We start from the raw sequence: 13,681 nt of genomic DNA, 5'->3' as shown, positions 1-13,681 counted from the left end.
CGTCATTTCAGGTTCTGGCGCAGCAGCATGGTGCCGCCGCGCTGGGTAAATTCAAGTTGTTTCAGGGCGCTCATGCCCAACAACACGGCCTGGCCATCCAGGCCCGGCACCACCAAAGCGCGCACGTCGCGCAGGTGGATGTCGCCCAGTTGCAGGCTGTCGAGCCGGGTGCGGTAGCCTTCGGTGCGGCCATTGGCGGTACTCAGTTGCACCGGGGCGCCACGGGCCAGGGCCAGGTCGCGGGCCAGCGCCTCGGGGATCGCCACATCGGTGGCGCCGGTATCGAGCATGAAATGCACCACCTGGCCATTGATCACGCCGTCAGCGACGAAATGGCCCTGGCCGTTGCTCAGCAGGCGAACTTCGACGAAGCCGTCGCCCTGCTCGCTCTGCACCACGGCGTTGGGATTCTGCTGACGCGCCTCCCATTGGCCGAAAAAGCGCGTGGCCAAAAACATCGCCGCCGCCCAGGCAACGATCATCAGCACCCTGCCCGCCCGCTTGCCCGCTGGCTGGCTCATGGCTTGGCACTCCAGCCGCCGGCCGGCGCGCCGAAGCGCCAGACGACCGGCCGCGCTTCACCGTCCGCCCGTGGCCGGTCGTTGTTGTCCACGCCGATCCAGGCGCCGTCCTTGTCGATCACCAGCGCCTCGGCCAGGCCATAGGGCTGTGAATAGCGACGCGATTCCACCAGGGCGTCCGCGGCGAACGACCAGCAGCGCTCCACGGTGCCACTGTCAGCGTCGCGTCGGCAGATGCGATAAGCGTTGCGCTCGAGGGTGAACAACTTGCCCTCGAACCAGGCCAGGTCGGCGAAGTCGCGGGAAACCGGGCGTGCCTCGGGGAACTGCGGCGGCTGCATTTCCACGCCGGCTTCGCTGAGCAGCACGCAACCGCGCCCGCAGGTCCATACCGACTGCTGGCGCTGCACGGCGAGCAGCCCGCGTCGCTCACGCTCGGCGGCCAGCCACAAGCGATCGCCCGCCGGGTTGATCGCCAGTCCTTCGAACAGTGCGTTGAAATGCAGCAGCATGCCGCTGGCTCGCGCCTGGCGCACCATGGCCTGGTCGATTCTCAGCCAGTTCGGCTCGCCTTCCAGGGGCAGTTGCAGCACCGCGGCCTGGGCCTCGCTGACGATGAACAGGTTGCCTGCCTGGTCGCAGGTAATACCTTCGAAATCCAGCGCGCCGCCACGAATAAACGACGATGCCCAGTTGCGCGACTTCAACCCCCAGGGCAACCCGGTATCGGGGGCCGGTGGCGGGGTGAAGGTCAGCGGCTGGGCCTGCCAGGCCGCGCCCTCCTGGTCCAGGCGGTAGATACGGTCGTCATCGCGGTCGGACACCGCCCACAATGCGCCCCGGCACCAGGCCAGGCCCGACAGGTTGCCGCCGCGCATGCCATCGACCACGTGCTCGCCGCTGAGCTTGAGCTGCGGCCAGTCGCCGGCCTGGGCCTGCAGGGCGAACAACGCCAGGCAGGCCATGAGCAACGGACGAATCAAACCAGGACCTCGGCCAGGTTGCCTTTGGTTTCCAGCCAGTTCTTGCGGTCACCGGCGCGCTTCTTGGCCAGCAGCATGTCCATGATCTCGGTGGTGCCCTGCACGTCGTCCAGCGTGAGCTGGACCAGGCGCCGGGTGTTCGGGTCCATGGTGGTCTCGCGCAACTGCGGCGGATTCATCTCGCCCAGGCCTTTGAATCGGGTGACTTGCGGCTTGCCACGCTTCTTCTCGGCGACCAGACGGTCCAGGACACCATCGCGCTCGGCTTCGTCCAGGGCGTAGTAGATCTCCTTGCCCAGGTCGATGCGGTACAGCGGTGGCATGGCCACGTAGACGTGCCCGGCCTCGACCAGCGGACGGAAGTGCTGGACGAACAGCGCGCACAGCAGGGTGGCGATGTGCAGGCCGTCGGAGTCGGCGTCGGCGAGAATGCAGACCTTGCCGTAGCGCAGTTGCGAAAGGTCGGTGGCGCCCGGATCGACACCGATGGCCACGGCGATGTTGTGCACTTCCTGGCTGGCCAGGACCTCGCCGCCATCGACTTCCCAGGTGTTGAGGATCTTGCCGCGCAGCGGCAGGATCGCCTGGAATTCCTTGTCCCGCGCCTGCTTGGCAGAACCTCCGGCGGAGTCACCCTCGACCAGGAACAGCTCGGCGCGCATCGGATCCTGGCCTGCGCAGTCGGCCAGCTTGCCGGGCAGCGCCGGGCCCTGGGTGATGCGCTTGCGCTCGACCTTCTTGCTTGCCTTCAGGCGACGGCCGGCGTTGCTGATGGCCAGTTCGGCCAACTGCATGCCCAGTTCGGGATGGGCGTTGAGCCACAGGCTGAAGGCGTCCTTGACCACGCCGGAGACAAATGCCGCCGCCTCGCGGGACGACAGGCGCTCCTTGGTCTGGCCGGAGAACTGCGGCTCCTGCATCTTCATCGACAGCACGAAGCTGATGCGCTCCCAGACGTCCTCAGGCGCCAGCTTGACCCCGCGTGGCAGCAGGTTGCGGAACTCGCAGAATTCACGCATGGCGTCCAGCAGGCCCTGACGCAGACCGTTGACGTGGGTGCCGCCCTGAGCGGTGGGGATCAGGTTGACGTAGCTTTCCTGGATGCTGTCGCCGCCTTCGGGCAGCCACAGCAGGGCCCAGTCCACGGCCTCCTTGTTACCGGCCAGGCTGCCGCAGAACGGCTCGTCGGGCAGGCGCAGGTACTCGCTGACCGAATCGACCAGATAGGAACGCAGGCCGTCCTCGTAGTGCCATTCGACCTTCTCGCCGGTGCCCTTGTCCTCGAAGCTGATGGACAGCCCCGGGCACAGCACGGCCTTGGCCTTGAGCACATGCTTGAGGCGGCTGATGGAGAATTTCGGCGAGTCGAAGTACTTCGGGTCGGGGGTGAAGTACACACTGGTGCCGGTGTTGCGCTTGCCGACGGTGCCGACCACTTCCAGCTCGCTGGCCTTGAAGCCGTCGGCGAAGGTCATCTGGTATTCGTTGCCGTCGCGCTTGACGCGCACCCGCACCTGGCTCGACAGGGCGTTGACCACCGAGATACCGACGCCGTGCAGGCCGCCGGAGAACTGGTAGTTCTTGTTGGAAAACTTGCCGCCGGCGTGCAGCTTGGTGAGGATCAGCTCGACGCCGGAAACGCCCTCCTCGGGATGGATGTCCACCGGCATGCCGCGGCCATCGTCGCTGACCTCCAGCGAGTGGTCGGCATGCAGGATCACCTGCACCGAGCGGGCGTGGCCGGCCAGGGCTTCGTCGACGCTGTTGTCGATGACTTCCTGGGCCAGGTGGTTGGGCCGGCTGGTGTCGGTGTACATGCCCGGCCGCTTGCGGACCGGGTCAAGGCCCGAGAGGACTTCGATGGCGTCTGCGTTATAGGCGCTAGCGCTGGGATTGGCCATGGGTTCTCGTCGTCAGTCAGGTGAATGCAAAAGTCAAAATACAGAAAAATCCAGCGCCGCATACTGCCCACGGGCAATACCGGCGAACGCCAGCAGGGCCGGGATTTGCTCGGCGAAGCCCTGGTAGCTGTGGTCGCCACCGGCCTGGATACGCAGGGCACAAGCACGGTAATAGTGCTCGGCGTGGCGATAGTCCAGTGTTTCATCGGCGGTCTGCAACCACACTTGATAGCGGGCGGCGTCCTGCGGCGGCGGCACTTCCAGTTCGGCCAGGGCGGCCACATGATCATGGGTCAGCTCCCAGGCCTCGTCGGTATAAAGGTTGCGCTGGGTACCCAGGTAGCCGTCGAACAGGCGGTGCGGGCCGACCGCCGGGTTGACCAACAAGGCCTTGAGGCCATGGCGTTCGGCCAGATGGGTGGCATAGTAGCCGCCGAGTGAGCTGCCGACCAGCAAGGGGGCGCCGAGCTCATCGATGGCGGCCTCCAGCTGGGCGATGGCCTGGCGCGGGTGGTGATGCAGGGCCGGGACACGCAGCTGGTCGGACAGGCCGATCCGCTGCATCACCGCCTCGAGCTGGCGCGCCTTCTTCGACAGCGGCGAGCTGTTGAAGCCATGGATATAGAGGATGGAACCCGACATGCTGCCCCCCGGACGCAAAGACGCGCAGTGTAGCGTGTTCAAAGGGCATTGGCGCAGCGTGGGGATTTTCGCAGCAAATTCTTCAAACAACCGGGGGCACGATCTCTGTGGGAGCGGCCTTGTGTCGCGAAAGGACCGCAAAGCGGTCCCCCGACTCAGTAGCCCGGACTGTCGAAATCCAGTTTCACCTCGAAATCGCGCGCCCGCTCCACCCCGGTCTCCAACCGTCCGTCGGCGTGCAGCCGCAGCCAGCGATAGCCCGGCTGCTCCTCGCTCACCTTGAATTCCTCGCTACGCGGCGCGAACTGGATGCAGGTTGAAGGCGTGGCAAGGAAACGAACGCCGTCGCGCACCTCGTCCCATTCCTGATGGATATGCCCCCACAGCAGCGCCCTCACCTGTGGATAACCGCGCAGGCGCTGCAACAGTTCATCGGCGTTTCGCAACCCGATCGGCGCAATCCACGCACAACCGATATCCACCGGCTGGTGATGGCAGCACACCAGGCAATGGCGTTCGCCCGCACTGTTCAGCGCCTGATCCAGCACGGCCAACTGGTCGTCCGCCAACACGCCGAAGGTGGCACCGACCACTGCCGAATCGAGCATGACAATGCGCCATTGACCAATGTCCGTCACCGCCTGCACCAGCTCCGGCGCCACGGCCTGCATTACCTGGGCCTCGTCATGGTTACCCGGCAGCCAACGCGCTGGCGCCTCCAACTTCGAGGTCAGCTCGCTGAAGGCCTGGTAGGAGGCGGCGCTGGCGTCCTGCGACAGGTCGCCCGTGCACAGCAGCAGGTCGATACGCGGCTGCTCGCGACGCACCTGGTCGATCACATGCCCGAGGCTCGCGCGGGTATTCAGGCCCAGCAAAGTGCCCGCCGGGTCGGCGAACAGGTGGGCATCGGTCAGTTGCACCACATGGACGGGTGACGAAAGTGGGTGTGGTTGCGGCAACGGCCGTCTCCTCGAACGGATTCAGCACCGATTATGGCGGCGGATCGGTTTCGAGCAAGTACTCGAAACCGACGCGCATCACAATTTCAGCGCACCGCTTCCAGTTCGTGGCCGCAGGCCAGGCAGTGGCTCAACCATTCGCCGAGAAACAGATTGAGCTGGGCTTTCTCGTCCGGCTGGTGCATCGCCGTGTTGGGGTACGGGTAGATGCTGCGCAGGCGGCGGGCATGCTCGGCGCTGACCACCTCGGCCATGCGCGCGTCATGGTAGACCTGCACTTCCAGTTCGGGCACCGGCAGCCAGGGCAGACTGTGCTCCTGGCGCACCTTGAGGGTCGTGGTATAGGGACAGGCCAGCAGCACTTCAAGCACCAGCACGCCGAGCATCTGGTCGCCCTGGGTCATGCCGATGCGCCGCGAGCTCTGCGTGGTGCGCATGTCCGGCAGCAGGCGCATCAGGCGGGCATAGTTGGCCTCGCAGGCCGACTGCAGCCCGACCAGGTCGACCCGATAGCGCTCACGCAGCAGGTTCACTTCCACATACCTCGAACTTCATCACGGTTGAGTGCCAGCCATTGCAGGCCGATGATCGTGGCGGCGTTGCAGATACGCCCGTCGCGCACCGCCTGCAGGGCGTCCTCGAACGCCCACACGCGAACACGGATATCCTCGCTCTCCTCCTCCAGGCCATGCAGGCCGCCGGCACCTTCACTAATGCAACGGCCCAGGAACAGGTGGACGTACTCGTCGCTGCCGCCTGGCGAGGGGAAGTAGCAGGTCATCGGCCACAGCGCGCTGAAGGTCAGGCCAGCTTCTTCATCGGCTTCACGATGAGCGACCTCTTCCGGCTGCTCGTCCTTGTCGATCAGGCCGGCGACCATCTCGATCAGCCAGGGATTATCGATCTTGCCCACGGCGCCGACTCGAAACTGCTCGATCAGCACCACTTCGTCGCGCTGCGGATCGTAGGGCAGCACACAGACGGCGTCATGGCGCACGAACAACTCGCGGGTGAACTCGCGACTCATGCCGCCGGCGAACAATTCGTGGCGAAGGTGCAGCTTGTCGAGCTTGTAGAAGCCCTTGAACAACTGCTCACGCCGGGTGATTTCGACCTGGGTGGGCACTGTATTCAACGTGTCCGTCATGCAAACTCCTTGATACCTCGGTTACCGCATCGCGCAATCCTACTCTGCGCGCCGCCCGGTTTCACCCCTTTCTGGCGACCGTTCAGGCAGCCGGGACAGGCGCGCCGCTCTCTGTTAGCTTAGTGGCGAACTGAAGGCCGCGCAGGCGGTCCAAGGCCGATCATCACCGTTGTGAAAGAGGCAACATGACGCTTGTCAAACTGACTTCCGTGGCCGTCCTGGCACTGGCGCTCGGCGCCTGCCAGAGCCTGTTCACGCCCAATTACCGCGCTCCGCTCGAGGTCAAGCGCGAGGCCTGGGAACACGTCAAGCCCGGCTGCAGCGAGAGCGACTGCCCACTGGTCAACATCGACGTGGTGCACTTCCCCGCCCTGCCCAAGCTCGACGCCCTCGTCGAGAAACGCCTGCTGATGCTCACCGAGGACAACCAGCGCGGCACCCCGCCGGCCTCGTTGCAAGCCTATGAACAGCAGTACCTGGCCCGCGCCGACAAGCGCAACAGCAGCTACCTGCAGGCCAAGGTACGCGAGCAGCATGACGGGCTGGTGATCGTCGAGCTGTCCAGCTACCTGGACAGCGGCGGCGCCCATGGCATGCCCGGGCGCGGCTTCATCAACTACTCGCGAAAGCTGGACAAGGTGCTGACCCTGGACGACATGCTGGTGCCCGGCCAGGAAGCGACCTTCTGGAAGACCGCCGAGGAGTCCCACCGCGCCTGGCTGATCAGCACCGGCATGGACAAGGATCCCGAGTTCGTCAAGACCTGGCCGTTCAAGCAGTCGCCGCACATCGCCCTGACCTACGGCGCGGTGGTGATCAAGTACGAGGTCTACGCCATCGCCCCGTACTCCATGGGCCACGTCGAACTGAAGATCCCCTACCCGCGCCTCAACGGCGTGATCAGGCCCGAGCTGTTTCCCGGCCGCGGCTGAGCGATAGCAGCAGATGCAGCCCCCCTGCCAGCAGCAGTGCCGGCAGGGTCGCCCCAAGCTCCGGCGCCTGGCTGGCCAGCAGGTGATAGGCCGCTCCCCCCACCGCCCAGGCCAGCAGCGCCCGCCCGTGCAAGCCCTCGACCAGCACCGGCAGGCGACGGCGACGGACCACGAAGTGATCCACCAGCACCACGCCGAACAGCGGCGCGAACACCGAGCCGATCAGCAGCAGGAAGCTCTGGTACTGGGCCAGCGGTGCCAGCAGGGCGATCAGCGTGCACAACACGCCGATGGCCAAGGCCAGGTGCTCGACCTTGAGCTTGATCAACAGCCCGGTGGAAACCGCTGCGGAGTGAATGTCGGCAAAGGCGTTCTCCGACTCGTCCAGCAGGATCAGCAGCAGCGGAATGCCCAGCCCGGCACCGGCCAGCGCCAGCAACAACGCATTCACTTCACCGCTCGGCGCGAACGCCAGGGTATAGGCCACGCCCAGGCTCATCAGCCAGGCATTGCCGATGAAAAAGCCCAGCGCCGTACCGCCGAATACCCGGCTGGCGCGCTGGCCGAAGCGTGAATAGTCGGCGATCAGCGGCAGCCACGACAGCGGCATGGCGATGACGATGTCGAAGCCCAGGGCCAGGGACAGCGAACCATCCCCCGGGCGCTGCCACAACCCGGCCAGGTCGGCCTTGGCGAACAGGTTCCAGGTCAGCCAGCTGCAAGCGCCCAGCAGCAGCCAGATGCCCCATTTGCGCAGGACCTTGCGCACGAACGCCAGCGGCCCGCAGACCGCCAGCAGGGTGGCCAGGGCGCCGAAGCACAGGGTCCACAGCAACGGGCTGCTCCAGCCGCTGCCCTCGCCAAAGGCGCGGGCACCCAGCAGGCTGGCGGCGTCGCGCATGACGATGATCTCGAACGAGCCCCAGCCCACCAGTTGCAGGAGGTTCAGCAAGGCAGGCAGGCGCGCGCCGTGGCGACCCAGGGTCAGGCGCAGGCTGCCCATCGCCGAGAGGCCGGTGTCGCTGCCGATCACGCCGGCCGCCGCGAGCAATAGCACACCCACCGCCGTGCCAAGCGTGATCGCCAGGATCGAGCCGGCCAATCCCAGGCCCGGGGCAAGCAAGGCGCCGACCTGCAGGACCATCAGGCCGATGCCGAGGGAGAACCACAGCGCAAACAGGTCGCGGGCGCCGAACTGCCGGTGGTGGGTGGGGACGCAATGGTCGGGGGAGAAGTGACTGGGTGTTGTCATGGGGCTCGCCGGAGTATTGGAGTTGTTGCTGGCGAGGACTGCGTCCTCGTATCGCGACACAAGGCCGCTCCCACAGGCTCCGCGTATGACGTGAGCCATATACAGGACCTGTGGGAGCGGCCTTGCGTCGCGAAAGGGCCGCGATGCGGCCCCCAAGGTCTACTTACACCTTCTGGTACAACTGGCTGCCTTCCTGGCGGAACCGCTCGGCCTGCTCACGCATGCCCTGCTCGACCGTCACATCCACGGTCTCGATCTTGGCCGCATACTCACGCACTTCCTGGGTAATCTTCATCGAGCAGAACTTCGGCCCGCACATCGAGCAGAAGTGCGCGACCTTGGCCGACTCCTTGGGCAACGTCTCGTCGTGGAACGAGCGCGCGGTGTCCGGGTCCAGGCCCAGGTTGAACTGGTCTTCCCAGCGGAATTCGAAGCGCGCCTTGGACAACGCGTTGTCACGAATCTGCGCGCCTGGGTGGCCCTTGGCAAGGTCCGCGGCATGGGCGGCGATCTTGTAGGTGATGATGCCGGTCTTCACGTCATCCTTGTTCGGCAGGCCCAAGTGCTCCTTGGGCGTGACGTAGCAGAGCATGGCGCAACCGAACCAGCCGATCATCGCCGCGCCTATCCCCGAGGTAATGTGGTCGTAGCCCGGGGCGATGTCGGTGGTCAGCGGGCCGAGGGTGTAGAACGGCGCCTCGTCGCAGCACTCGAGCTGCTTGTCCATGTTCTCCTTGATCAACTGCATCGGCACGTGGCCCGGGCCCTCGATCATGCACTGCACGTCGTGCTTCCAGGCGATCTTGGTCAGCTCGCCGAGGGTTTCCAGTTCACCGAACTGAGCGGCGTCGTTGGCATCGGCGATCGAGCCCGGGCGCAGGCCGTCACCCAGCGAGAAGCTGACGTCGTAGGCCTTCATGATCTCGCAGATCTCGTCGAAGTGCGTGTACAGGAAGTTCTCTTTATGGTGCGCCAGGCACCACTTGGCCATGATCGAGCCGCCGCGGCTGACGATGCCGGTAACGCGCTTGGCGGTCAGCGGCACATAGCGCAGCAGGACGCCGGCATGGATGGTGAAGTAGTCCACGCCCTGCTCGGCCTGTTCGATCAGGGTGTCGCGGAACAGCTCCCAGGTCAGGTCCTCGGCCACGCCGTTGACCTTCTCCAGGGCCTGGTAGATCGGCACGGTACCGATCGGCACCGGCGAGTTGCGGATGATCCACTCACGGGTCTCGTGAATGTGCTTGCCGGTGGACAGGTCCATGACCGTGTCCGAACCCCAGCGGATGCCCCAGGTCAGCTTGGCCACTTCTTCCTCGATCGAAGAACCCAGGGCGCTGTTGCCGATGTTGCCGTTGATCTTCACCAGGAAGTTGCGGCCGATGATCATCGGCTCCAGTTCGGTGTGGTTGATGTTGGCCGGAATGATCGCGCGGCCGCGGGCGATCTCTTCGCGGACGAACTCGGGGGTGATTTCCTTCGGGATGCTGGCGCCGAAGCTGTGGCCGGCGTGCTGCTGGTCCAGCAGGCCGGCGGCGCGGGCTTCCTGCAGCTTCATGTTCTCGCGGATGGCGACGTATTCCATCTCGGCGGTGATGATGCCCTGGCGCGCGTAGTGCATCTGCGTGACGTTGGCGCCGGCCTTGGCCCGGCGCGGGTTGCGCACATGGGCGAAGCGCAGCTTGGCAAGCTCCGCGTCGTTCAAGCGCTGCTGGCCGAAGTTAGAGCTCAGGCCATCGAGGCGCTCGGTGTCGCCACGGGCGTCGATCCAGGCCGAACGCACGTCGCCCAGGCCCTTGCGCACGTCGATGATGACATTGGGGTCGGTGTACGGGCCGGAAGTGTCATACACCAGCACCGGGGCGTTTTTCTCGCCGCCGAAGTCGGTGGGGGTGTCGTGCAGGCTGATCTCGCGCATGGGCACGCGGATGTCGGGGCGCGAACCTTCGACATACACCTTGCGCGAATTGGGCAGGGGTTGCACGGACTGTTGGTCGACTTGGGCCGACTCGCTCAGACTGATTGTTTTTTCTTGTTTGCTCATCACAGGCTCTCCAGACAGCTTCCAGGCGGTGGAATGTCGGGGTGAACCTGAAAGGCGTGGACGCACCCGTGTTGACGGGTGCAGTGCCGGACATGGGGTGCCGTGGACTGCAAGCAGCCGTGACGATCCCGGACCTGGCACAAGAGGCTCCCGGGATGTGAGAGCAATCTTGTTCCCTACGCAGGCGCTAACCTGATCAGGTTCAACGGGATCCGCACCTCTGCGATCTCAGCCTTTGCTTCAAGGCACCCCGACAAGAACATGCGCAGTCTAGACTGGAGTGGCCGGCAAAGCCAAGCGGGTAAATCCGGGGGTGATAAATGGCACAAGTGGCGGATTGTTGATGACGGCGCGCGGCACTACACTGGCGCATCGCCCGATACCCGACAGTACAGTAAATAAAATTTGATCAAGGATTGCCCTATGCTGCGCAAACTCTCACTGGCAATTGCCGTGTCTTGTGCGTCCCACGGAGTGGCCTGGGCAGTGGATACGCCCACGACGGTGAAGACCGACCTGGTCAGCGTCTACCAGGAAGCGGTCGACAATAACGCCGACCTGGCCGCCGCCCGCGCCGACTACGGTGCCCGCCGTGAAGTGGTGCCCCAGGCCCGCGCCGGATTGCTGCCGAACCTTTCGGCCGGCGCCGAGATGATGAACACCCGCACCAAGCTCGACGAACCGTCGGTCACCTCCAACCGCAGCGGCAACGCCTGGAGCGCCACCCTGGCGCAGCCGATCTTCCGCGCCGACCGCTGGTTCCAGCTGCAAGCCGCCGAATCGGTCAACGAACAGGCCGCCCTGGAACTGTCGGCCACCGAGCAGAACCTGATCCTGCAGAGCGCCGAGAACTACTTCGCGGTGCTGCGCGCCCAGGACAACCTGGCCTCGACCAAGGCCGAAGAAGCGGCCTTCAAGCGCCAGCTCGACCAATCCAACGAGCGCTTCGACGTCGGCCTCTCGGACAAGACCGACGTGCTGCAGTCCCAGGCCAGCTACGACACCGCCCGGGCCAACCGGATCATTGCCGAGCGCCAGGTGCAGGATGCCTTCGAGGCCCTGATCACCCTGACCAACCGCCAGTACACGGCAATCCAGGGCGTGGTCCACACCCTGCCGGTGCAGGTGCCCACGCCCAACGACGCCAAGGCCTGGGTCGAGACCGCCGGACGGCAGAACCTCAACCTGCTGGCGACCAACCACGCCGTGGCGGCCGCCGAAGAGACCGTGCGCCAGCGCAAGGCCGGCCATGCGCCGACCCTCGACGCGGTGGCCAAGTATCAGAAGGGCGACAACGACAACCTCGGTTTCACCAACCCCTCGCAGAACGGGGTGCGCTACGGTGGCGATGTCGAGCAGACCAGCGTCGGCCTGCAGTTGAACATCCCGATCTACAGCGGCGGCCTGACCAGTTCTCAGGTACGCGAGGCCTATGCGCGCCTGACCCAGAGCGAGCAGCAACGCGAAAGCCTGCGTCGCCAGGTGGTGGAGAACACCCGCAACCTGCACCGCGCGGTGAATACCGACGTGGAGCAGGTGCAGGCGCGCAAGCAGTCGATCATCTCCAACCAGAGCGCGCTGGAAGCCACCGAGATCGGCTACCAGGTCGGCACCCGCAACATCGTCGACGTGCTCGACGCGCAACGTCAGCTGTACACCTCGGTGCGCGACTACAACAACAGCCGCTATGACTACATTCTCGACAACCTGCGCCTGAAGCAGGCCGCCGGCACCCTGAGCCCCCAGGACCTACAGGACCTGGGGCGGTACCTGAAGGCCGACTACAACCCGGACAAGGATTTCCTGCCACCGGACCTGGCGGCGGCGGCGGCGAAGAACTTCGAACGCCGGCCTTGAGCCAAGGGAGCTCGCGGTCGCTGTAGGAGCGGCCTTGTGTCGCGATAGGGCCGCACCGCGGCCCCGGCAATCTAGCAGTAATGCGCAGATCCCGGGGCCGCTTCGCCCCCCTTTGGCGACACAAGGCGGCTCCTACAGGGACCGCATCGCCTCACAGATCAGCGGATTAGCGCAGCCAGCCCATCCAGCAACCGCTGCAACGCCCCTTGGTTGGCCTGCATCACCGCCCTGCCCGCCTCGCCCATGCGCCGCGCATCCTGTGGCAGCTCGACCAACCGACGCACCGCCCCGGCCAGCCCTTCGGCGTCATCCACCTGCTGCAACGCCCCCGCCTCGCGCAGCATCGCGCTGATCTCGAGGAAGTTGAACACATGCGGCCCCATGAGCACCGGCAGCGCCAGCGCCGCCGGCTCCAGCGGGTTGTGACCGCCGGTGGCCACCAGGCTGCCACCGACGAAGGCGATATCGGCCAGGGCATAGAGGAACAGCAGCTCGCCCATGGTGTCGCCCAGCAGCACCTGGGTCTGCGCCGTGACCGTGTCGCCATTCGAGCGGCGCACTGTGGTGAACTGGCCGGCGCACAGTTCATGCACCGCCGCGAAACGCTCGGGATGGCGCGGCACCAGGATCAGCAACGCATCGCTGTGGACCTTCAGCAGCTCACGATGAGCCTCAAGAATCAACGCGTCTTCGCCATCATGGGTACTGGCAGCGATCCATACCGGACGTTGCCGGGCAGCCCACTGTTCACGCAATGCGCTGGCCCGTGGCGGCAATTGATCGTCGACCTTGAGGTCGAACTTGATCGAACCGGTCACCTGCACGCATTCGTCGCGCGCACCGAGCGTACGGAAACGCTCGGCCTCGGTTTCGGTCTGCACGGCGATCAGGCTCATCTCCTCGAGCATCGGCCGGGTCAGGCCGGCGAAGCGGGCATAGCCACGGGCGGAGCGCTCGGACAGCCGGGCATTGGCCAGCGCCACCGGAATGCCGCGCCTGGCGCACTGGTGGATATGGTTCGGCCACAGCTCGGTTTCCATGATGATGCCCAGGCGCGGGCGCACATGGCCGAGGAACCGCCCGGCCGCCCACGGCAGATCATAAGGCAGGTAGCAGTGTTGCACCCGTGGCTCACCCTCGAACATCGCGCGGATGCGCTCGGAGCCGGTCGGGGTCATGCAGGTAAGCGTGATCGGCAGGTCCGGGTACTGCTTGAGCAGGGCCCGGACCATTGGCGCGGCGGCGATGCTCTCGCCCACCGAGACCGCATGCACCCAGATGCCGCCCTGGCGCATCGCCGGCAGCTGGCAGGCGAAACGCTCGGCGATCCGCGCACGGTACGCCGGCGCCTTGCGCCCGCGCAGAAACAGGCGCAGCGCGACCAGCGGCAGGCCCAGGTGAAACAGCAAGGTATAGAGGGTTCTGTTCATGGCGGCGGAGTTT

General features: G+C 65.5%; 12 protein-coding genes and 1 riboswitch. Of the genes, 2 read left to right on the top strand and 10 right to left on the bottom strand.

Annotation, left to right across the window (positions count from 1 at the left end; translation table 11 throughout):
• Positions 1 to 2: 2 nt before the first annotated feature.
• The 7 genes from CC207_RS10095 to CC207_RS10065 all read right to left on the bottom strand — a co-directional run bounded on the left by CC207_RS10095 (position 3) and on the right by CC207_RS10065 (position 6,153).
• A complete protein-coding gene (locus CC207_RS10095; protein WP_028688279.1) occupies positions 3 to 521 on the bottom strand; it encodes a TIGR02281 family clan AA aspartic protease in 519 nt (172 codons plus the stop codon).
• Positions 518 to 1,504: an esterase-like activity of phytase family protein gene (locus CC207_RS10090; protein ID WP_069016021.1), complete on the bottom strand. Its 987-nt coding sequence runs from the start codon at positions 1,502 to 1,504 to the stop codon at positions 518 to 520. The genes CC207_RS10095 and CC207_RS10090 overlap by 4 nt, the downstream gene beginning before the upstream one ends.
• Positions 1,501 to 3,405 carry a DNA topoisomerase IV subunit B gene (gene parE, locus CC207_RS10085; protein ID WP_062360164.1) on the bottom strand — a complete coding sequence of 635 codons (1,905 nt, stop codon included), beginning with the start codon at positions 3,403 to 3,405 and terminating at the stop codon, positions 1,501 to 1,503. Before parE ends, CC207_RS10090 begins: the two co-directional genes overlap by 4 nt.
• A 33-nt stretch (positions 3,406 to 3,438) precedes the next feature.
• The gene (locus tag CC207_RS10080) at positions 3,439 to 4,047 is read right to left on the bottom strand and encodes a YqiA/YcfP family alpha/beta fold hydrolase (protein WP_028688282.1); all 609 of its coding nucleotides are present in this window, start codon (positions 4,045 to 4,047) and stop codon (positions 3,439 to 3,441) included.
• 155 nt (positions 4,048 to 4,202) lie between these two features.
• The gene (gene cpdA, locus CC207_RS10075) at positions 4,203 to 5,006 is read right to left on the bottom strand and encodes a 3',5'-cyclic-AMP phosphodiesterase (protein WP_028688283.1); all 804 of its coding nucleotides are present in this window, start codon (positions 5,004 to 5,006) and stop codon (positions 4,203 to 4,205) included.
• A gap of 86 nt (positions 5,007 to 5,092) precedes the next feature.
• On the bottom strand, positions 5,093 to 5,545 hold the full coding sequence (locus CC207_RS10070; RefSeq protein ID WP_023630808.1) for a DUF1249 domain-containing protein: 453 nt from the start codon (positions 5,543 to 5,545) through the stop codon (positions 5,093 to 5,095).
• On the bottom strand, positions 5,536 to 6,153 hold the full coding sequence (locus tag CC207_RS10065) for an NUDIX domain-containing protein (RefSeq protein WP_028688284.1): 618 nt from the start codon (positions 6,151 to 6,153) through the stop codon (positions 5,536 to 5,538). The genes CC207_RS10070 and CC207_RS10065 overlap by 10 nt, the downstream gene beginning before the upstream one ends.
• Before the next feature lie 185 nt (positions 6,154 to 6,338).
• Here CC207_RS10065 and CC207_RS10060 point away from each other — a divergent pair, with 185 nt between their 5' ends.
• Positions 6,339 to 7,085 (top strand): RsiV family protein, encoded by a 747-nt coding sequence (locus CC207_RS10060; protein ID WP_028688285.1) that lies wholly within the window; start codon positions 6,339 to 6,341, stop codon positions 7,083 to 7,085.
• On the opposite strand, the gene cytX is transcribed toward CC207_RS10060, so the two are convergent.
• Together cytX and thiC are read right to left on the bottom strand one after the other, a co-directional pair.
• Positions 7,054 to 8,337, bottom strand: a complete 1,284-nt coding sequence (gene cytX, locus CC207_RS10055; protein ID WP_088852039.1) for a putative hydroxymethylpyrimidine transporter CytX — start codon at positions 8,335 to 8,337, stop codon at positions 7,054 to 7,056. The two genes, CC207_RS10060 and cytX, sit on opposite strands and share 32 nt — an antisense overlap.
• A gap of 163 nt (positions 8,338 to 8,500) precedes the next feature.
• Positions 8,501 to 10,381, bottom strand: coding sequence for a phosphomethylpyrimidine synthase ThiC (thiC, locus tag CC207_RS10050; RefSeq protein ID WP_062360170.1), 1,881 nt, complete (start codon positions 10,379 to 10,381; stop codon positions 8,501 to 8,503).
• 156 nt (positions 10,382 to 10,537) lie between these two features.
• Positions 10,538 to 10,644: riboswitch (TPP riboswitch) on the bottom strand.
• A gap of 160 nt (positions 10,645 to 10,804) precedes the next feature.
• Between thiC and CC207_RS10045 the strand changes: the two genes are divergently transcribed.
• The gene (locus CC207_RS10045) at positions 10,805 to 12,238 is read left to right on the top strand and encodes a TolC family outer membrane protein (protein ID WP_028688288.1); all 1,434 of its coding nucleotides are present in this window, start codon (positions 10,805 to 10,807) and stop codon (positions 12,236 to 12,238) included.
• A gap of 158 nt (positions 12,239 to 12,396) precedes the next feature.
• Here the strand turns inward: CC207_RS10045 and waaA are convergent, their stop codons facing one another.
• Positions 12,397 to 13,668 (bottom strand): lipid IV(A) 3-deoxy-D-manno-octulosonic acid transferase, encoded by a 1,272-nt coding sequence (gene waaA, locus CC207_RS10040; protein WP_088852038.1) that lies wholly within the window; start codon positions 13,666 to 13,668, stop codon positions 12,397 to 12,399.
• Positions 13,669 to 13,681: the final 13 nt, after the last annotated feature.

Origin of the sequence: Pseudomonas sp. DrBHI1 (assembly GCF_002205115.1) — a bacterium.
Classification (GTDB): Bacteria; Pseudomonadota; Gammaproteobacteria; order Pseudomonadales; family Pseudomonadaceae; genus Aquipseudomonas; species Aquipseudomonas mosselii.
Note: the sequence above shows the minus strand (reverse complement) of the source record. Positions and strands in the feature narration are given on the sequence as shown.

Bases quoted from the DNA above. Each gene is read 5' to 3' on its own strand.
- CC207_RS10095 (WP_028688279.1), bottom strand. From the start codon at position 521: ATGAGCCAGCCAGCGGGCAAGCGGGCGGGCAGGGTGCTGATGATCGTT.
- parE (WP_062360164.1), bottom strand. From the start codon at position 3,405: ATGGCCAATCCCAGCGCTAGCGCCTATAACGCAGACGCCATCGAAGTC.
- CC207_RS10080 (WP_028688282.1), bottom strand. From the start codon at position 4,047: ATGTCGGGTTCCATCCTCTATATCCATGGCTTCAACAGCTCGCCGCTG.
- CC207_RS10065 (WP_028688284.1), bottom strand. From the start codon at position 6,153: ATGACGGACACGTTGAATACAGTGCCCACCCAGGTCGAAATCACCCGG.
- CC207_RS10060 (WP_028688285.1), top strand. From the start codon at position 6,339: ATGACGCTTGTCAAACTGACTTCCGTGGCCGTCCTGGCACTGGCGCTC.
- cytX (WP_088852039.1), bottom strand. From the start codon at position 8,337: ATGACAACACCCAGTCACTTCTCCCCCGACCATTGCGTCCCCACCCAC.
- thiC (WP_062360170.1), bottom strand. From the start codon at position 10,381: ATGAGCAAACAAGAAAAAACAATCAGTCTGAGCGAGTCGGCCCAAGTC.
- CC207_RS10045 (WP_028688288.1), top strand. From the start codon at position 10,805: ATGCTGCGCAAACTCTCACTGGCAATTGCCGTGTCTTGTGCGTCCCAC.
- waaA (WP_088852038.1), bottom strand. From the start codon at position 13,668: ATGAACAGAACCCTCTATACCTTGCTGTTTCACCTGGGCCTGCCGCTG.